This is a genomic window from Orenia marismortui DSM 5156 (assembly GCF_000379025.1).
Lineage (GTDB): Bacteria > Bacillota > Halanaerobiia > Halobacteroidales > Halobacteroidaceae > Orenia > Orenia marismortui.
In genome coordinates this window covers 35,371-53,094 of the sequence record NZ_KB900624.1, presented here as the reverse complement: position 1 = coordinate 53,094, position 17,724 = coordinate 35,371, and the positions used below count along the sequence as shown (strand labels likewise).

Below are 17,724 nucleotides of genomic sequence, written 5' to 3'. Positions count from 1 at the left end.
GGGGGGGGGTACAAGCTAGATTGTTCGAGTACAAGTCAGAAAGGGAGCAGAGAAGCTTTGAGGAATTAAAAAGATTGCTAGAAAAAAAGAAATATAACGAGCTAGATTATATAGATGTCATATTTTTAAAAAGACAGTTAATAAAAACTTAGTCTATTATGACTATAAAGAAAGGATGATATAAATGAGTGAAGAGAAACGATATGAAGCTACTTGTTGTGTATGTGGGAATGAGTTCTTTGCTAATAAATCTATAATGCAACATTCAGGAATAAATGAAGCTGGCCATGGAAGATGCCCAGAGTGTGAAACGTTTTTAAATTTAACTTTTGACCCAGAACAGGAAATAATGCTAACTAAGAAATGGGATGACTTTTTAGCAGAAAGGAGAGCCAATAGTGGAAGATAAGAAAGAGTGTGTAAATTGTGGTAGAGAGTATAAGTTAGGCTACCCAAGATATCAAGGAGGTAAATGGGCTTGTTGTTGTAGTTTAGATTGCTGGGTTCAATTTACCGAAGGAGACAAGGGGGAATAAGAAATAATGAGAGCATATTTGATTGAAAAGCATTTAAGTAATATTGATTCTAAAGAAATAATTGAGGTATTAAAGAATAGAGAAGATGTTGAAGTTATTGATTGTGGAGAAGAAATTATTATAAAACCTTTAGAGGAGGATGAGTAAATAATGAGTGAGATAAAAGAAGAAGTGAAAGAGAACCAAGAGGATAGATATGTAATTGATAATGATAGTAAAGCCAATTCAGCCTTAAGAAAGCTTAGAGAGTTAAAAGCTAAGAAGCAAGAGAAAGAAGAGCAAGCAGAAGAGTTTAAAAGAGAGATAGATTACTGGTTAGAAAAAGAAGTGTCCAGCATTGATAGTGATATTGAATTTTATGAGGGAATATTAACCGAATATGCTATGAATCTTAAAGAGAGCGATAAGGAACTAAAGACTCATAAGCTGCCATTTGGTTCATTGAAGTTTAGAGCTCAAAGTGACAAGTGGAATTATGAGGATGATAAGTTAGTAGAGTCAGTTGAAGGTGCAGGGCTTAATGATTTAATTAAGGTTAAGAAGTCAGTAGATAAAAGAGAGTTTAAGAAATTAGTTAAAGTTGTTGGAAGCAATGTTATTAACCCAGATACAGGAGAAGTAATTGAAGGTGTTACTATTGAGTCAAGAGAGGAAAAGTTTAGTATAGATATCTAGTAACTAATGTCTGCTATCGATATCCGACTTAGGACTTGATGGCAGAAAGTAACGAAGGACAGGCTCATATTTTCTCCAATGGTTGCAAGGGCATGGAATAACTCAGGTAACTAAAATATAAAAGGAGGATAGAGCCACCTTAATTATTATTCATCTTATGCAGCTGGTCTTAGCCTAGATCAGCTGCAACTAAAAAAGGAGATGGTAAAGTGAAGTATATAGAATTATACCCATGCTATCCAAAAGGTCAGACCATAGAAGAACAATTAGAAAAAATTAAAGAAGAGTACAATGAAGTTTTAGAAGCAGATAATTGGGAGGATAGAGCTAAAGAATTATTAGATCTTGCACAAACTATTATGAGTTATATGGATGTATTAGTTACCACTGGAGAATCAGAAAAATTTGTTTTTCATAGGAACTTAAAATTTTGTGAATATAATTTGAAAGAGAATTATCAATATTTTTTAACTAGGATCGAGAGGATTAAAGAAGAGTATATGCATATAGTAGTTTCTCTTCATGTAGTTGGCAACATACTAGATATGTTTTATGATTTGATTTGTGAACATGATCGAGGTTGCCAGAAGTACAGAAGTGAGTTATTAAATAGATTCCTCCAGGAGCATAATGATAAGTTGGAATCTAGGAAGAAAGAATGGGCCAATGCAGCCATTAAGTAAGAGTATTAATAAATTATGTTCTTGTGGGAGAAGAATCGAGGGAGATTATGAGTTATGTGCTAAATGCAAGTCAGATAGATTATACCCTGATTGTGATTTTTATGAAAATAAGATGATGCGAAGATATGAAGTTCCTTATTGTAAATTCCATGATAAGCAAGTATTAGCAATTCAACCAGGCACTTATCACTGTAAAGTATGTATTAAGAATAAGCACAATAGGAGGAGATCCAAAGACAATGCTGATCTATAGTCTAGTAAAAGCACTAGAGGAGGTGGATATAGTGAAACCTGCAGGAGAGGGTGGAGTTGTAACCCAAGAGGTAATCGATAGAATGATTGAAGAGAGGAGGGCAAAGGAGAATGAAGAGGATTGAGATAGAAGGTGAGATTTGTCTTATAGAGAGTGTCCAGGTAATAAAGGAGGTTATCTTTTATATAGGCAGAGTTTCAATAGTAGGATTAGCAACTATGTTATTAGGATCTCCTTTCTGGGTAGCTTTAGGTATATCGGGTTGGTCCTTATTAATGTTTGGCTGTATGGAATTATTAATTTCAGGAGCAGAGGAGGTTGAGTAGTATGGCCACTGTAGAAGAGATTATTCAAGATAAGCAACCAGCAGTATATAAAGAACTTTGTATCTTAAAAATGAGTTTAACTCTAAGGGGCAAGTTTAAAGAAGTTGGTAAATGCATTAATGAAGTAGTTAAGCAAGCAGCCAAAGCATTTAAAGAAATAAGTAAAAAGTTATCACCAGTATTTGAACAGATGGCCAGAGTAGAAACTAAAAGAGCTATGAAAGCAGGTAAAGAGGAGGCTAGGAAATGAAGTTTAATGCTAAACTAGGGAATTTCACAACTTTATCTAGTGGGATGAAGCTTCCAATTATAGTAGATCAAAAGGATAGAATGACAGTGCTAAAAGATGTGTATAAGTTTGATGGCAAACCTTTAATTATAGATTTATTGACCAGCAGTAAAGATAATTTAGAGTTTAAAGCAGATTTTACTAAGCTTCATAGGTTTGATAGTAACATTAAGATCATTATTAAATTAGATGAAGAGAACAAAGATAGACTACTGGAGAAGATTTATCTATTTGATAGACAAGCTTTAATAGTCAATATGCTTATAGATGGAGAAGAGTATCAAAAGATGTTAAGAAAGATTACAGATGGCCAGAGGAGAAAGTTATTTGCAATATTCAATGATATTTGTGAGTGGGAAGGAGAAGAAGTTAACGAGAAGAGAAAAGACTTAATGAGAAACTTTGCTAATGGTAATGGTTATGAAGAGTTTAGCCTTAGTGATGTAGATAAGTCAATAGCTGGAGAGTTTATAGAGCATTGTTTAATTTATGCTTTAAGTCGAGGTGTGCCACTTAATGAGAGTGAACATCCAGCCAAGTTAATGGATTCAGAGAAATATATGTATCTATGCTTGAAGCTTAGGAAATGTGCAGTTTGTGGGGCAGAGCATACATATGATCGAGAGACAGGCACAGGAATTGAGGTACAAGAACACCATGTCCAAACTATTGGTATGGGGAATAACAGACAGAAGTTAGATGATAGTAATCATAAAAAAGCTAGTTTATGCTCTATTTGTCATTCTAAAGCACATAATGATAATGGGGGTTGGGAGTCTTTCAGTAAAAAGTGGCATATAGTTGGAGTTATATATAATGACTAATATCTATCTGGTAGCCTTTTCTGGTTTATCTGCAGCACTAGGAAAGGTTATCAGACTACTGGAGGTAAAACAATGAGCAATCTAGGAGTAGCAAAGAAGATTTGTAGATTACAAGGAATAGGTGTAAAAGCTGAAATAGTAGTTATTTGTCCTTATTGTGATGAAAAACAAGCTAGAATTAGCATTAATACAGGTAAATGGTCTTGTAGTTGTGGTAAACATGGAAAAGTAGATGAGTTATATAGAGTAGTTGAATCAGATTATTTATTAAAAGATCATAAAGAAGCTTATTGGGATACCAGGAATAATAAGGGGGTTTGTAGATGATGGAAGCAATAGACAGGAAGGCTAGGAAAATGACAGGGGTTTTAATAAGATGGTATTTTACAGGTGAATTAGATTGTATCATCAAAGAATTAGAAGAAGATAGCAGAGGGAAGGCAAGAAGTAAAGATATAGTAATCACTCTTGGTAGAAAAGAAGGAGTAGTTAGTGATCTATTTACTAGCTCAGGCCTGTTTAATCCAGAAGCAGACCAGCTGGAGAAATTAAAGGAAGCTAAAAAGAGATTAGATAGATTCTTCAACAGACTTAACAATGTACCAGATGGAACTACATACAAGGAGATATTAAGGTTATTCTATGGCCAAGATAATTCCATCTTCCAAACCTCAGTAACTATAGGTCTTGCAGAGCCAACAATTAAGCTTAAAAAAAGAGAGGTTTTAGATGAATTAATATCATATTTAAGGGTTTCATAGTCAAAATATACTTTTTATATACTTTTGATATACTAATTTTATACTTTCATTATACTTTTAAAATACTTTTATATGTTATACTGTATAATAGAGCAGGAGTCTCCAAGAAGCACTGCTCTTGAACTTGAATTTAATTTAGTTAGCCATTTTATTTATATAGACAACCTTCTTATGTAAGGTAAAGGCACTCTTAACAGGGTGTCTTTGTTATATGTAGGAAGGAATAATAGTCAATTAAATATTGTTCATTTATGACCATAAGAAAAGAGGGAAATCAATGATAGCAAATGCAGTATTTATGGGATTGATCTGGACAGGAATTATATATGTATTAATAAATTATAGTTGAAAAAAGAATGAGATCAGAATCAGACACCTAGAGATAGGTGTTATTTTTATTAAGGGGGTGTTGCTAGTGAATGGGAGCTGAAACTAAGGTTATTAGGTGTTCTGGCCATAAGAACAATAATAGCAGATGTGGAAGAGAAAAAGAAGTATCAATGAATTTTAATGGTGAATGGTACTGCTGGCAGCACGAATACCAAAGATATGAACATGGATTTAGGTTGGCCCATAATGTTAATTATAAATTAGATGGCAGAATGAAGCATTTAGCAAAGCAGATATTAGAGAAGAAAAGAGATCTATGGCAGGTTAGAGATGCAATAGGAATAGAGAATATAGGTTTTGTTAGGTGTTTTCTCAAGAAGAAAAGCAGAGGTAAAGTTACTTATGCAGATTGTAGAAAGGTAACAGGGCCTTATGCAGCTATGATACCTTATAAGTTTATAATTACTTTTTATGATTATAATACTTCTTTATTATCAGTAAACCAGCAGAAGATCTTAATGTATCATGAGTTAAAACATATTGGTCCTAATGGCTATATAGTTCCTCATGATATAGAAGATTTCTCAGATATATTACAAAAATATGGAATTGATTGGGCTTCTGAAGGAGTAGAAGTTCCAGATATATTAAGTGAGGAGGTGGTGTAATTGGCTGAACATAACGAAACAGATTGGGTTCCAACAGCTAAACAACAGAAATTTGCTGAGCTACTACTAGATCCAGAAGATAGGAGAACTAGAAGGGCCAAAATTAATGAGGTTGGTGTTGCACCATCTACAGCTTATAGATGGCTTAAAGATCGTGATTTCTTAGATTACCTAAATACTCAAATTGATATAGTAACTGATGGCCATTTATCCACAGCTTGGAACTCATTAATTAACCAGGTAAAGCGTGGAGAAACTCAGGCCATTAAATTATTTTTTGAGCTAAAGGGTAAATATAAGCAACAGCACGAGCATAAGCACGAAGGAAATCTAACTCATACTTTGGATTTATCTTATTTATCAGATGAAGAATTAGAAGAAGAGTTGAAAAAGTATGAAGAAGAAGATGAGTAGAAAAGAAAAAGAGAAACTGTTGGCCCTGAAAAGAGAAAGGAAGTTAAGAGGATCCAAAGAAGAGTTTTGGACTTTTTGTAAGACTTTATCTCCAGATTTCTATAAAGAGGATAGATGGCACTTAAAATTATTAGCTTGGGTACTGCAGGCTTTATATGAGAGAAGATTGACTAAAGAAGATTTTTATAACTTTTGTGTAGAGCATGTGCCAGATGGATTTATGAAGATGTTTGATTTTGATAGATTAAAAGAAGATAAGATCTATACTAGGTTAATGATGAATGAGCCACCAAGACATGGTAAGTCTAGGACCTTAATTAATTTCTGTAAATGGGCTTTAGGTGATGAGCCAAGCAATAAGATAATTACCTGTAGTTATAATGATGATATGGCCACAGACTTCTCAAGATATACAAGAGATGGAATTAATGAAGATAAGACCTATCCTCATGAGATAGTTTATAATGATATATTTCCTGAAAGCAAGATTAAACAGGGAAACGCTTCTTATCACCAATGGGCTTTAGAAGGACAGTTTTTTAATTATAAGGGGGCAGGTGTTGGAGGATCCATCACAGGTAAAGGTTGTAATATCTCAATAGTTGATGATCCAGTAAAAGATGCAGAAGCTGCTCTTAATGAAAATGCTTTAGACAAGATCTGGACTTGGTATACTGGAACTTTTCTTTCTAGAAAAGAAGAGGGAGCAATCGATATAGTCAATATGACTAGGTGGGCCAAGAAAGATATTTGTGGTAGGTTATTGGATGGCCCTGAAGCAGATGAATGGTTTGTATTAAAATTAGAAGCTAAAGATGAAGATGGTAATATGTTATGTCCTGAATTATTATCTAATAAGAGTTATAAGAGTTTAAGAGCTAATATGGTCCCTGAAATATTCCAAGCTAACTATCACCAAAAGCCAATAGATCAGAAAGGTAAACTATATAAATCATTTAAGACTTATACAGATTTACCTAGAAGTAATCAAGGTAAGCCAATGATGGATAGAATTATAAGTTATACAGATACAGCTGATACTGGATCTGATTATTTATGTACTTTAGCAGCTGTAGAGTATGCTGGTGAAGCTTATGTTATTGATATTATGTACACTAAAGCAGGAATGGAAGTTACTGAGCCAGATACAGCTGATTTCTTAGTAGCTAATAAAGTTAATTTGGCCAAGATAGAGAGTAATAATGGTGGTAGAGGTTTTGCTAGAAATGTAAAAAGGTTAATTTGGGAAAGACATAGGACTAAGAAAGTTAATATAGATTGGTTTCATCAATCGCAGAATAAAAAAGCTAGAATAATTTCTAATAGTACCTTTGTAATGAATCATATTTATTTCCCTTACAATTGGAGAGAAAGATGGCCAAAATATTATGAAGCTATGAACAGTTATCAGAAAGAAGGTAAAAATAAAAATGATGATGGTCCAGATGCTACTACTGGATTAGCTGAGATGATTAACAATGGTCAAGGCTATAGTATTTCAAATTTATTTAATTAGTGTTAATACTCTAATTGTGAATAAAACCCTAATTTACTTGAACTATATATATTATTATGCTATACTAAATATATAAGTTAATAAAACCCTATTTCATATCGAATAGGGTCATTCAAGTATAGAGGGGTGTTAATATGGCTAGAAGGAGAAAATTACCTTATATTTTAAATGATGAAGAGCAAAAAGCTTTATTAGGTGTTTTTAATACCAGGTATCCTACTGGAGAAAGAAACAAGACAATAATTAGGTTTATATTGGATACTGGACTTAGATTATCAGAAATGATCAATTTAAAATGGAATCACATTGACGGAAATCTTGTTAAAGTGGTTGAAGGTAAAGGTAAGAAAGATAGATATGCAGGAGTTAGGCAGGAAAGTCTTAAAATGATTAGTCATTGGAAGAAAAGGCAACAAGAAGCATTAGAAAAGAAAAATTGTAGCAATGATGATAATTTAGTTTTTACTAGCCTTACAGGGAATAAGCTAGATTCTAGGAATGTAAGGAGAATGATTTATAAATATGCTGATAAAGCTGGTATTCAAGAAGAGGTAGAAAGACATTACACAGATGATGATGGTAATAAGCTTGAAGATACTTATAAAGAAAAGAAGGTAACTCCTCATAGTTTAAGACATACTTTTGCGACAGATCTTTATAGAAGAACTAAAGATTTGAGGTTAGTTCAAGAAGCTTTGGGTCATAGTGATATAGCCACTACAGAAATTTATACTCATGTAGCTCCAGTAGAAGTAGTTGAAGCTATGATGAACTTTAGAGATTAAGCATCCGAGAGGGTGCTTTTTTATTTGGGAAAGGAGGGAGTTAACAAAAATGAAAGCTAAAAAGAAGCTAGTGTTTAAAGTTAATAATAATTTAGGTCAATTAAGCATCTTGCTAGATCAAGCTAGTGATAAAGCGAGTGAATTAAAAGAGTTATTAGATCAGATAAATAATTTTGAAATAGAAGTAGAGGTTAAAGAGGATGGTTTAGAAATAGGTGAATCCAATGAAGGCTAGTGGAATGGATAAAGCTATATTGGTTTGGAGTGTATTATTATCTGTAAAATATTTTATTGAGCCATATTTAAATGGTGCTTATAGTTTATTTGAATTAGAATACTTAATACTTAATCTAAGAGATTCCTTTTTTATGTTTTTATTACTATTTACAATTACAAGATTTATTATATATGTATTAGGTTTTGATTAAAGCTTGAGGAGGTGATTAAGTGGGCCAACAAGGATATAGTATTGGGAATGTAATTAAAGATGAAATTAGACAGGACTTTATGCACTCTAGCAATCCCAATAGTAGTAAAGGTAAGTCTAGATTAGTTAATGGAAGAGGTGATCCATTAGTTAGCCAAAGACCTAATCAGGGAATTAAGCTTACAGATGAACAGGTAACTAATTTATATAAGACTAATCGTATCTTTCAAAATATAATCGATATTCCAGGTGAGGATATGACTAGAGAGTGGATTGATTTTCAAGATACAGATAAGAAGTTAAAGAAATCGATACTAGATAAGCTTAATGATCTTGATGCTCAACCTAAAATTAATGATATGTGTGAGTATGAGAGGTTGAGAGGTGATGGTTTCTGTAGTATTGGAGCAAGAGAGAAAGGGAGCTTGGATATAGGTAAAGAGATAAATAAGAAATCATTAATTGATATAGATTATATTCATGCTTTTTCTAAGATGAAGGTAAAAGATGCAGCTGTAAATGAAGATCCCTTTAGTAAGGAATATGGAGAGATAGAATATTATGAACTTAAAGGAGAAAATAATTCAGCTGATACTAGGTTAGTGCATAAGGATAGGATCCTACATCACCAAGTAAGGACAGTTGAAGATGAACTGTGGGGGATTCCTCTTATTCAGTCGCTTTATGATCCATTAGTTATATTTGATAATGTTGCTTGGTCAACTGGCCAGATAGCATACTCTTTAGCTTTCAAGGTCCTAAAGAGTGATAATATCGATATTTCTAATAGAAAAGATTATGCGAAAAGAAGAGCCTGGTATGAAGCAGAGTTTAATAGTAATAGTTTGGCCATCATTGGAAAGGAAGATGATTTAAGTTTTGTATCCCCTACAGGAAATATCAATGCATTAAAAGAGATTTATAATTTTACTTGGGAGTACTTAGCAGGAAGTGCCAGGATGCCTAAGTCTCATTTACTAGGTCAAGCTCAAGGTACTATTACTGGTGGCCAGTTTGACAGTCTTAATTATTATGCTAGGATTGCAGGTCTCCAGGAGAACTTTTTAAGACCTCATATAGAATATTTAATAGATCTTCTCTTTTGGGCTGAAAAGAGTGGAGTTGGTACAGGTAGTATAGATCCAGCAGGTTTATATAAGATGTTATTTAATCCATTATGGAAACTAGATAAAGAAACTGATGCCAAGATTCGTAAGATGGTAGCTGAAACTAATAAAATCTATATAGAAAGTAATGTAGTAACTCCAGATGAAGTAAGAAAAGGTGAATTTGGCAAGATAGGATTATTAGAAAAGCTAGATATGAGCGAAGAAGAGTTAGATGCTATAGCTGATACAGTAGAAGAAGCAAGAAAGCAATACCAAGAAGGAAGGTCGTGATAGTATGGCCAGACTTCCAAAGGTAAAGTTTCCTACTACTCAAGCAGTAGATTATTATGATAAGTTGGTTGGCTTAATAGATCAAATGCATAACTTAGCTGAAGGAGTATTTGAAAGAAAAGTTAGACCAGTATTAAGAAGAAATGATGATATAGATAGATCTTTTAACAGTCCTAAATATTGGACTGATAATCCTGATACTAATCCTAGTAAAGTTAGGTTAGATGATGAAATAGATGAAGTGAATAGAGCTTTAGAAAGAATAGAAGAAGAAGCTATTAATAATGTATTTGAACAGGTTGTAGATAAACTGGCCAATGACTTTATTGATTTAGTAAGAACTCACTCTATTGTCCAGGTAGGAAATCAAGTTAAAGCAGTTTTAGGATTTGATCCCTTAAAGAATGATCCAGCTTTGGCCCAAATAGCTAAGGCAGCAGTTAAAGAGAATGTTAGATTAATTAAATCGATACCTAGAAAATACTTTGATGATCTAAATAGGATAATCTTAAATGGAATTAGAGCAGGAAATAGTACAGAAGAAATAGCAGAAGAGATTCAGAAGTTATATGATGTTACTAAAAATAGAGCTAAGTTAATTGCTAGAGATCAGGCAGGTAGTTTACAGGGAGATTTAACTAAGGCTAGACATAAGAATCTAGGACTTAAAAAGTTTAGGTGGGTTGCTACTAATGATTCTAGAGTAAGAAAGAAGCATGATGACTTTGATGGCCATGTTTATACTTGGGAGGATGGAGCTGGTGCTGGAGTCTTTCCTGGTAAAGAGATTAATTGTAGATGTACTGCTTCATTAGTAAGAGAAGAGTTAGAAGAGATGTGGGAAGCTGCATAAGGAGGGGTTAGATGTTACCTAAGCATATTTGGAATACACCATACTATAAATTAAAATGGCGTTATAGATGGTTTGTGCAACCTTTAGTAATGTTGATAAAAGGCTTAAATTGGTTAGTAATTAAAATTGTAAAGATGGCTAGTAAATAACACCTGAAAGGGTGTTTTATTATTTTAAAAGGGGTGTTAATCTATGTTATCTAAAGAGAATCTGATTAATTGTTTTGAGATTGCTAAGAAAGAAAATGCTGAGATGATAGGTGTTTTAGTAGAAGTTAAAGAGAATGAGTTGCCAGAATTAATAGTAAATCCAAATACTAATTTTGATGGTAAACTGGAGTATTATAAAAAAACTTATGATGATAATTTAAACCATAAGTTTGCAGATGGAATCAAGATTGTAGGATTTACTCATGCTGATACTCTTCAAGAAGTAGGAAAGTTGCTATTAAAAGGATAGTTGCAACTATTTCAGTAAGGAGGTGATTGAGAATTGGCAGAGAGGTTTGATTCAGTTGAGGTAGAGAATGTTAAGAAGAATGATGCTGGATTCTTAACTTATGATTTACTAGCAGCTCAAACTGGAGTATTCCCTTATAGAGACTATGCTACTGGAGAGATAGTCTATGAATTAAAGCATCCAGATGATCTACTAACTGATGAAGTATTAGAGCAGTTGAATAATCTACCGATTTGTAATGAGCATCCTTTTGAGTTTGTTAATACAGAGAACTCAACCGAGCTAGTCAAAGGACTTACAGGTCAAAATGCTAAGGTAGATGATAATAAACTGGCCAATAATGCAACTGTTTTTGATGGCAATCTAATAGCTGCTATTGTTACTGGTGATAAAAGAGAGTGTAGTTTAGGTTTTACCTGTGAGATAGTAGATGAATCAGGAGAATTTGAGGGCCAACATTACGATAGAAGGCAGACTAATTTTAAGCTTAATCATTTGGCCATGGTCCCCAAAGGTCGCTGTGGATCAGATTGTTTTGCTAAGTTAGATAGTGAGGATGGAGAGGTTAGGCAAGATTCAGCATATCAAGTTAGAGAAGATAATTTAGACAATAACAAGAAAGGAAGTGGAAAGATGGCTGTAATTAAATTAGATAATAAGGAATTTGAAGTAGATGAAGCTGTAAAGGCTAGGTTAGACAGTCTAGAGTCAAACAATAAAGACTTAACTAAAGAGGTTGGCCAGTTAGAAGGTAAGGTAGATGCTCAAAATGATACCATTAAGCAACTTAAAGAAGATAAGGCAGAACTAGAAGGGAATCAGATTGATAGCGAGACTCTTCAAAAGAAGATTGATGAAAGGTTGGCCCTTCTTGAAGATGCTAAGTTATTCTTAGATTCTGAGTATGACTTTACTGACAAAGAAACTAAAGATATTAAAATTGATTGTATTAAGGCTGTAAATGATAGCTTTGATCCTGAAGGTCGCTCAGATGATTATATAGATGCTAGATTTGATGCTATGATTGAGATGGCCAGTGAAGGATCTACAGGAGATAATAATTTAAGATATCAGAAGAAGAAACAAGATGGTGATGATTCTAGTATTCAGAAGAAAAAGAATAAGAGACTTAACTTGAAAAAATAAATTAAATTAGGGAGTGATATAAGATGAGAAGTACTCTTAATCCTGGAGAATTAGCAGAAGGAAGAAGAATGAGTGCAGATTCTAAAGCTTCAGAGGGAACTATTCCTTTTGGTGCTGGAGCTAAGGCAGGAACTAATCCAGAAAAGCAAGTAGCTGCTTGGGATGGTGCTACTGGTAATGATAAGTTTAAAGGTATTGCTATGTTTTCAATTGAGGGAGATTTAGAGAATGGCCATTATCCAGATGGTGTCCCTACTACTGTATTAAGAAAAGGCGTTATCTGGGTTAAGTTAAGCGATAATGCATCAGCAGTTACAGCTGGAGATCAAGTAGCAATTCGTAATGATAGTCTATTTGATAAAGCTCCATTAACTACTGGTACTAGTGGAAGTTATGGAGTAGAGTTGACTAATGCAGAGTTTAAGACTGCTGGCCAACCTGGAGAAGTCGTTAAGGTTGAGATTGATATGCCAACTGCTACTAAGGTAGTTCAATTATAAGAGAGGAGATGATGTAGGTGAAAGGATTAACTGGAGTAAAAAGACAAGATTCTTTATTAACTAATGATGATTTAAAAGCTATTGATAATAAGTTGTATGAAGCGAAAGAGGATGAGTTAAAGGCTAGGACATTAGTGTCATTAAAGACTGATGATCCAGCTCATGTTAAGGTGATTTCCTATAAGAAGATTACTAAGAAAGGTGCTGCTAAGATATTCGCTTATGGTGCAGATGATGTACCTTTAGTTAGTGCTGATATTGAAGAGCATACTCAAAGAGTATTTGGTATTGTTGATGGTTTTGTAATTCCTTATGATGATTTAAGAGCTGCTAGAGCTAATGGAGTTTCTATTGATGCTACTTATGCTGTTGCTGCTAGAAGAGCTGCAGCAGAAAAGGAAAATGACTTCTTCTTTGTTGGTGATTCTGATTATAATGCTGAGGGATTAATTAACTTTACTGGTATTCAGACTTTTGCAGTAGATACTAATGATGCAGGATCTAGTACTGAGTGGGCTGATAAGACAGGGCCAGAAATCATTGAAGATATTAGACAGGGAAGAAAGAAAGTAAATATTAAGCCTGGATTACAGGCAGATACTTTAGGATTACCTCCTTCACACTATGAGGATTTAGATAGGGAATATAAGCCAGGAACTTCTAATGATAAGACTATTCGTGAAGTATTGGAAGCTAAGAATTGGTTTAGCAGAATTGAGCCTATTGCCGAGTTAGAAAAAGCAGGAGATGCTGATGAAGATAGCTTTATTGTTTTTGATAGCTCAGAAGATGTAGTTCAAATGTCTTTACCTATGGATCTATATAGACATGATCCTATCCAAAAGGATAATCTAGCAGAGCAAATTAACTTTGAGGAGCGTACTGGAGGGGCTGTTGTTAGATTCCCACTTGGTATAGTGAGAGGGGATGGTATTTAATGATGAGAATATTCAATAAGAGTAATGTAATTAAGCATGTTGGTGATGTGTCTTTAAATATTGGTGCTAATGTAGTTAAAGAAGAGCAATGGGCCAAAGTTAAAAGTCATCCAGTAGTAAAAGGGTGGTTAGATATGGGTACTGTTGAAGTTGAAGAAGGAGATCTATCTGATATCAATGAAATTAAGCCTATTTCTAAAGCTGTTGAGGTTATAGAATCTACTTTTGATGAGAAGCAGTTATTGGAGTGGAAAGAGCAGGCAGATAGAAAAGGTGTTAAGGAAGCTATTGATAAGCAGATAGAGTATTTGAATGAAGAAGGAGAAGGGGATGAATAAAGTTGGCCCTTACTACTGTAGCGAAAGTAAGAGGTATTGCTTCTAATTTATCTAGTTTGGAAGATTCAACTATTGAAATGTATATAGATGATGCAGTCTTGGAGCTGGAGGACTTTAGATATGATGAAAAGTACCAAGAAAAGCTAGAGAGATATATGGCTGCTCATCTTGGTACTTTAGATAAGCCTAAGCCAACTGATAAAATGTTAGGACCAATGAGAAATATGTATCCTAATAGAACTGGCCAAGAGGGACTGAAATTAACTGAGTATGGTAAAGAGGTCCTAAGGATATTGAGGAAATGTAATGGCCCAGCTATGGTGGTGTTTTCATGACAGTTAGAGTAGAAGATGATAACCAAGTCCCTCAAATTATAGAAGAGCTTTATAAGTTGCAGAATAAGAAGATAGAAATAGGAGTATTAGGAGATCAAGATTCTAAATTACTTATGATAGCAAGTGTGAATGAGTTTGGAGTTGAGATAGATGTTACTCCTAAGATGAGAGCTTATCTTCATAGTCAAGGTTTACACCTTAAAAAGAGTACGAAAAAGGTTAAGATACCTGAAAGAAGCTTTATTAGATCTACCTTTGATGAAGAGTATAAGGATATGATTAAGAAAGCAGAAGCAGGTATAGCCAAAGTAGTAGAAGGAAGGCAGAGTGCTGATACCTTCTTTGCTCTATATGGGGAGTATTTAGTGAGTCTTATCCAGGAGAAGATTGTATCTATTGAGAATCCTCCTAATCATCCTTTTACTGTACAGCAAAAGACTACCTCAGCTGGTGTTGGAGATAGTCCTTTGGAGAATACAGGAAGGCTAAAAGGAGCTATCAGCTATAGGGTGGTGTAATTATGGAATTTAGTGATTTGATTAAAGAGAATAGTGTCCCAATAGGGCTAATCAAAGAATCAGAAGGTTATCAAGATGGGCCAAGATGGGTATATGGCCAAACTACTCATTATTTATTAGAAGCTGCAGTATTTCATCTAACTACTGAAGATATTAAGCAGTATGATGGAGGATCCTACACAACTAAGGATATCAAGCTCTATATTATAGAGGATTTTACAGCTGTAAATAAAGAGACTGGCCAAGAAGAAGAGATTAGTATTGAAAAAGAAGAAGAAATTATATTCAGAGGGGATCATTATTCTCTTGAAGAGTTCCAGGACCAAACTATTAATTCAGATTTCTATGAGTTTGTAGCTAAGAGGGTGGTTATAGATGATTGATTTAGAGACTATAGCTAATGACATCTGGCAACCACTAAAAGATTATTCTGGATGTCCTCAAATATTATTGGCCAATCAGAAGATACCACCAAAGAAGCTTAAAGATCAGAGGGTTATATATAACTTTTCTAGACCTTATAATACTGGAAATATTAATTTTACTGAGGTTAAGGAGGTAGTAGAAAGCATTGAAGCAGAGTTTGATAAGGATTTAATGTATAACTATTATTATAATCCTCGTGTAACCTTATCTATTACTGGCTATGGGAGTAATAAGAATCCTATAGATCTTTATTTGAATAAGGTTAGAGAGTTTTTTATGATCCCTAAGTTAGCTGGTTATTTTTTTGAGGACTATAAAGGGGTAGTAGTCAATGTAGGAGATACTATTGATAAGACTACCTTTTTAGAGAATGATTATGAAATAAGAAAGGGATTTGATGTTATCCTGGAGTTTGAAGATGTGATTCAAGTGAGAGGGAAGACAATAGAAAAGATTCAGATTATTGGGCCAGATTCCAATATAGAAATAGACACCTAGAGATAGGTGTTATTTTAATTTAGAGAGGTGATAAGATGCCACAAGAAGTTAAAGTCAATATTTATGATAAGACAGGAGCGATAGCTCAAAATGGTTTTGGGTTACCTTTGATATTTGATCCAAATAACAATCTTGTATATCAAGAGGTTACAGATACTAGTCAGATTTCAGGGGTTGTAGCTGGTGATTTAGCTTATGATCAAGCTAATATTATTCTTAGTCAAGAGCCAAAGCCAGAGAAAGTAGCTATCTATGGCTTTGATATTAGTGCTGTTGATGCTACATTTACTACTATTGGAGAAGCTTTAGACGATTTGATTACTCGTAGGAATGATTGGTATTGGGGGGTGTTGGCCAGTAGGGTAGATGCAGATATAACTGCCTTTTCTGATTGGATAGCATCTAAAGCAAAGGTAGGAGCTGCTCAATTAGATATTGCTAAGACACCAACAGAGATTGAGACCTTTATGGCTGGAATGAGTAATCAAAGAATGGCCATATTTGCTCATGATGGAGGCATTGATACTGAGGATCAGTTCTTAGCAGCTGGAACTGTTGGTAGAATTGCTGCATTAGTTCCTGGAAGCTATACTGTTAAGTTTAAGACTATCAATACAGTAGCATCTACAACATACCAGGAAGCAGATATTATCCTTAATGCTGATTGTAATACTTATGTGAATAACATGGGTGAGGATTATATCAGTGAAGGCAAGTTAAGTAATGGTGATTTTATTGATACTCAAGTAGCAAAAGACTGGATTAGTGCTAGATATAGAGAAGGAATTTTTAAGTTATTGAAAGATAATGATAAAGTTGGTTTTGGAGACAATGGTATAACTCAAATAGTATCAGTTGTTAAATCTGTAAATAAGCAGGCTGCTAGTAACAAGATGGTAGCTCAAGATGATAGCGGGAACTATATTATGTCAGTTAAGTTCCCTCGTAGAGTTGATATTCCAGCTAATGATAGAGCTAATAGAATACTTAGTGGAATTAAGCCTTCTATTACATTCGGGGGTGCGATTCACGAGGTACAGGTTGATTTCTATTTAGAAATATAAGTGAGGTGATAAGATGAAGCAGTATGATCCTAATAAGGTAAGTGTAACAGTGGCAGGATTTGTTCTTACTGGTTTTGGTGAAGATACTTTTATTAAAGGAAGCAGAAACTCAGATAAAAGAAATACTCATGTTTCTGCTAAAGGAGAAGTTACTTTTAGTAAGTCAGCAGATGATACTGGAGAGGTTACTTTTATTTTGAAGCATAATAGTCCTGGTAATGCAATGTTGAAAAGACTTTATAACTCAGATGATGAGTTCCAGTTTGCTTGTGTAGATGCTAATATTGATGGTGATATTGGTATTGCAGGGTCTAGATGTGTGGTTAAGACCTTACCTGACTTTGAAAGAGGAGCAGAAGTAGGAGAAGTTGAGTGGAATTTGTTAGTTGCAGACTATGATCATGCATTTATTACAGACTTTTAGAGATTAAGCATCCGAAAGGGTGCTTTTTTATTTTAAATTAGAGGAGATGATTGAAATGGCAAAAGAAAGTTCAGTTAAACAAGCTACAGAGACTATTGATGGTGTAGATTTTAAGTTCCAACATCCAGGAGCTAGATGGTATTTAGAATTAACTGATAGATGTAAGAACAGATTTGGAGTAATGCAACAGGCAAAATACACTGATGAAGTTCTTAAGAATGTAGTTGTAGAGCCTGCTGATATTAATTCTATTGATGATTTTGGCCCAGGTGGAAATTATGGAATGAAAACTCTTAATCAGTTGGTTGAGAAGATAGAATCCTTTCTTAACTCCTAAA

32 protein-coding genes are annotated in these 17,724 nt (G+C 34.0%); all 32 read left to right on the top strand.

Annotated features, from left to right (window positions below; all coding sequences use genetic code 11):
• The first annotated feature begins 184 nt into the window (after positions 1 to 184).
• The 32 genes from OREMA_RS0116475 to OREMA_RS18545 all read left to right on the top strand — a co-directional run bounded on the left by OREMA_RS0116475 (position 185) and on the right by OREMA_RS18545 (position 17,723).
• On the top strand, positions 185 to 409 hold the full coding sequence (locus OREMA_RS0116475; RefSeq protein WP_018250349.1) for a hypothetical protein: 225 nt from the start codon (positions 185 to 187) through the stop codon (positions 407 to 409).
• Positions 399 to 536 (top strand): hypothetical protein, encoded by a 138-nt coding sequence (locus tag OREMA_RS18985; protein ID WP_018250348.1) that lies wholly within the window; start codon positions 399 to 401, stop codon positions 534 to 536. Before OREMA_RS0116475 ends, OREMA_RS18985 begins: the two co-directional genes overlap by 11 nt.
• 6 nt (positions 537 to 542) lie before the next feature.
• A complete protein-coding gene (locus tag OREMA_RS18980; protein WP_018250347.1) occupies positions 543 to 683 on the top strand; it encodes a hypothetical protein in 141 nt (46 codons plus the stop codon).
• A gap of 3 nt (positions 684 to 686) precedes the next feature.
• Positions 687 to 1,211, top strand: coding sequence for a host-nuclease inhibitor Gam family protein (locus tag OREMA_RS0116460; RefSeq protein ID WP_018250346.1), 525 nt, complete (start codon positions 687 to 689; stop codon positions 1,209 to 1,211).
• 209 nt (positions 1,212 to 1,420) lie between these two features.
• Complete coding sequence (locus tag OREMA_RS0116455; protein ID WP_018250345.1) at positions 1,421 to 1,894, top strand: nucleoside triphosphate pyrophosphohydrolase family protein; 474 nt, start codon at positions 1,421 to 1,423, stop codon at positions 1,892 to 1,894.
• Complete coding sequence (locus OREMA_RS0116450) at positions 1,878 to 2,147, top strand: hypothetical protein (protein ID WP_018250344.1); 270 nt, start codon at positions 1,878 to 1,880, stop codon at positions 2,145 to 2,147. The genes OREMA_RS0116455 and OREMA_RS0116450 overlap by 17 nt, the downstream gene beginning before the upstream one ends.
• A gap of 110 nt (positions 2,148 to 2,257) precedes the next feature.
• Positions 2,258 to 2,473, top strand: a complete 216-nt coding sequence (locus OREMA_RS0116440; RefSeq protein WP_018250342.1) for a hypothetical protein — start codon at positions 2,258 to 2,260, stop codon at positions 2,471 to 2,473.
• A gap of 1 nt (position 2,474) precedes the next feature.
• Positions 2,475 to 2,723: a hypothetical protein gene (locus OREMA_RS0116435; protein WP_018250341.1), complete on the top strand. Its 249-nt coding sequence runs from the start codon at positions 2,475 to 2,477 to the stop codon at positions 2,721 to 2,723.
• Positions 2,720 to 3,586: a putative HNHc nuclease gene (locus tag OREMA_RS18560; protein WP_018250340.1), complete on the top strand. Its 867-nt coding sequence runs from the start codon at positions 2,720 to 2,722 to the stop codon at positions 3,584 to 3,586. Before OREMA_RS0116435 ends, OREMA_RS18560 begins: the two co-directional genes overlap by 4 nt.
• Positions 3,587 to 3,658: 72 nt before the next feature.
• Positions 3,659 to 3,913: a hypothetical protein gene (locus OREMA_RS0116420; protein WP_018250339.1), complete on the top strand. Its 255-nt coding sequence runs from the start codon at positions 3,659 to 3,661 to the stop codon at positions 3,911 to 3,913.
• Positions 3,910 to 4,347 carry a hypothetical protein gene (locus OREMA_RS0116415; protein WP_018250338.1) on the top strand — a complete coding sequence of 146 codons (438 nt, stop codon included), beginning with the start codon at positions 3,910 to 3,912 and terminating at the stop codon, positions 4,345 to 4,347. Before OREMA_RS0116420 ends, OREMA_RS0116415 begins: the two co-directional genes overlap by 4 nt.
• Before the next feature lie 419 nt (positions 4,348 to 4,766).
• Complete coding sequence (locus tag OREMA_RS0116410) at positions 4,767 to 5,345, top strand: putative metallopeptidase (protein WP_018250337.1); 579 nt, start codon at positions 4,767 to 4,769, stop codon at positions 5,343 to 5,345.
• A complete protein-coding gene (locus OREMA_RS0116405; protein WP_018250336.1) occupies positions 5,346 to 5,759 on the top strand; it encodes a phBC6A51 family helix-turn-helix protein in 414 nt (137 codons plus the stop codon). It abuts the gene before it with no gap.
• Positions 5,740 to 7,275, top strand: a complete 1,536-nt coding sequence (gene terL / locus OREMA_RS0116400) for a phage terminase large subunit (protein ID WP_018250335.1) — start codon at positions 5,740 to 5,742, stop codon at positions 7,273 to 7,275. The genes OREMA_RS0116405 and terL overlap by 20 nt, the downstream gene beginning before the upstream one ends.
• Positions 7,276 to 7,409: 134 nt before the next feature.
• Positions 7,410 to 8,060, top strand: coding sequence for a tyrosine-type recombinase/integrase (locus tag OREMA_RS0116395; RefSeq protein WP_018250334.1), 651 nt, complete (start codon positions 7,410 to 7,412; stop codon positions 8,058 to 8,060).
• A gap of 49 nt (positions 8,061 to 8,109) precedes the next feature.
• Entirely contained in the window at positions 8,110 to 8,295 is a 186-nt protein-coding gene (locus OREMA_RS0116390) for a hypothetical protein (RefSeq protein WP_018250333.1), read from the top strand.
• Positions 8,276 to 8,488, top strand: a complete 213-nt coding sequence (locus OREMA_RS0116385; protein WP_157280105.1) for a hypothetical protein — start codon at positions 8,276 to 8,278, stop codon at positions 8,486 to 8,488. The genes OREMA_RS0116390 and OREMA_RS0116385 overlap by 20 nt, the downstream gene beginning before the upstream one ends.
• A gap of 19 nt (positions 8,489 to 8,507) precedes the next feature.
• Positions 8,508 to 9,887: a phage portal protein gene (locus OREMA_RS18035; RefSeq protein WP_018250331.1), complete on the top strand. Its 1,380-nt coding sequence runs from the start codon at positions 8,508 to 8,510 to the stop codon at positions 9,885 to 9,887.
• Between the two features lie 4 nt (positions 9,888 to 9,891).
• The gene (locus OREMA_RS18555) at positions 9,892 to 10,740 is read left to right on the top strand and encodes a phage head morphogenesis protein (RefSeq protein ID WP_018250330.1); all 849 of its coding nucleotides are present in this window, start codon (positions 9,892 to 9,894) and stop codon (positions 10,738 to 10,740) included.
• A gap of 11 nt (positions 10,741 to 10,751) precedes the next feature.
• Complete coding sequence (locus OREMA_RS18975; protein ID WP_018250329.1) at positions 10,752 to 10,889, top strand: hypothetical protein; 138 nt, start codon at positions 10,752 to 10,754, stop codon at positions 10,887 to 10,889.
• Positions 10,890 to 10,932: 43 nt separating this feature from the next.
• A complete protein-coding gene (locus OREMA_RS0116365; RefSeq protein ID WP_018250328.1) occupies positions 10,933 to 11,199 on the top strand; it encodes a hypothetical protein in 267 nt (88 codons plus the stop codon).
• Positions 11,200 to 11,232: 33 nt separating this feature from the next.
• Positions 11,233 to 12,345 (top strand): DUF2213 domain-containing protein, encoded by a 1,113-nt coding sequence (locus tag OREMA_RS0116360; RefSeq protein WP_018250327.1) that lies wholly within the window; start codon positions 11,233 to 11,235, stop codon positions 12,343 to 12,345.
• 23 nt (positions 12,346 to 12,368) lie between these two features.
• The gene (locus OREMA_RS0116355; RefSeq protein WP_018250326.1) at positions 12,369 to 12,845 is read left to right on the top strand and encodes a structural cement protein Gp24; all 477 of its coding nucleotides are present in this window, start codon (positions 12,369 to 12,371) and stop codon (positions 12,843 to 12,845) included.
• A 17-nt stretch (positions 12,846 to 12,862) separates the two neighbouring features.
• Positions 12,863 to 13,783, top strand: a complete 921-nt coding sequence (locus tag OREMA_RS0116350; protein WP_018250325.1) for a DUF2184 domain-containing protein — start codon at positions 12,863 to 12,865, stop codon at positions 13,781 to 13,783.
• Positions 13,783 to 14,121, top strand: a complete 339-nt coding sequence (locus tag OREMA_RS0116345; protein WP_018250324.1) for a hypothetical protein — start codon at positions 13,783 to 13,785, stop codon at positions 14,119 to 14,121. The genes OREMA_RS0116350 and OREMA_RS0116345 overlap by 1 nt, the downstream gene beginning before the upstream one ends.
• Positions 14,122 to 14,123: 2 nt before the next feature.
• Positions 14,124 to 14,456 carry a DUF4054 domain-containing protein gene (locus tag OREMA_RS18550; RefSeq protein WP_018250323.1) on the top strand — a complete coding sequence of 111 codons (333 nt, stop codon included), beginning with the start codon at positions 14,124 to 14,126 and terminating at the stop codon, positions 14,454 to 14,456.
• The gene (locus OREMA_RS0116335) at positions 14,453 to 14,974 is read left to right on the top strand and encodes a hypothetical protein (RefSeq protein WP_018250322.1); all 522 of its coding nucleotides are present in this window, start codon (positions 14,453 to 14,455) and stop codon (positions 14,972 to 14,974) included. Before OREMA_RS18550 ends, OREMA_RS0116335 begins: the two co-directional genes overlap by 4 nt.
• Positions 14,975 to 14,976: 2 nt before the next feature.
• Complete coding sequence (locus OREMA_RS0116330; protein WP_018250321.1) at positions 14,977 to 15,357, top strand: hypothetical protein; 381 nt, start codon at positions 14,977 to 14,979, stop codon at positions 15,355 to 15,357.
• Positions 15,350 to 15,898: a phage neck terminator protein gene (locus OREMA_RS0116325; protein WP_018250320.1), complete on the top strand. Its 549-nt coding sequence runs from the start codon at positions 15,350 to 15,352 to the stop codon at positions 15,896 to 15,898. Before OREMA_RS0116330 ends, OREMA_RS0116325 begins: the two co-directional genes overlap by 8 nt.
• A gap of 35 nt (positions 15,899 to 15,933) precedes the next feature.
• Complete coding sequence (locus tag OREMA_RS0116320) at positions 15,934 to 16,962, top strand: DUF3383 family protein (protein WP_018250319.1); 1,029 nt, start codon at positions 15,934 to 15,936, stop codon at positions 16,960 to 16,962.
• A 13-nt stretch (positions 16,963 to 16,975) separates the two neighbouring features.
• Entirely contained in the window at positions 16,976 to 17,386 is a 411-nt protein-coding gene (locus OREMA_RS0116315; protein WP_018250318.1) for a phage structural protein, read from the top strand.
• A 55-nt stretch (positions 17,387 to 17,441) separates the two neighbouring features.
• Positions 17,442 to 17,723 (top strand): hypothetical protein, encoded by a 282-nt coding sequence (locus tag OREMA_RS18545; RefSeq protein ID WP_018250317.1) that lies wholly within the window; start codon positions 17,442 to 17,444, stop codon positions 17,721 to 17,723.
• The last annotated feature ends 1 nt before the right edge of the window (position 17,724 follow it).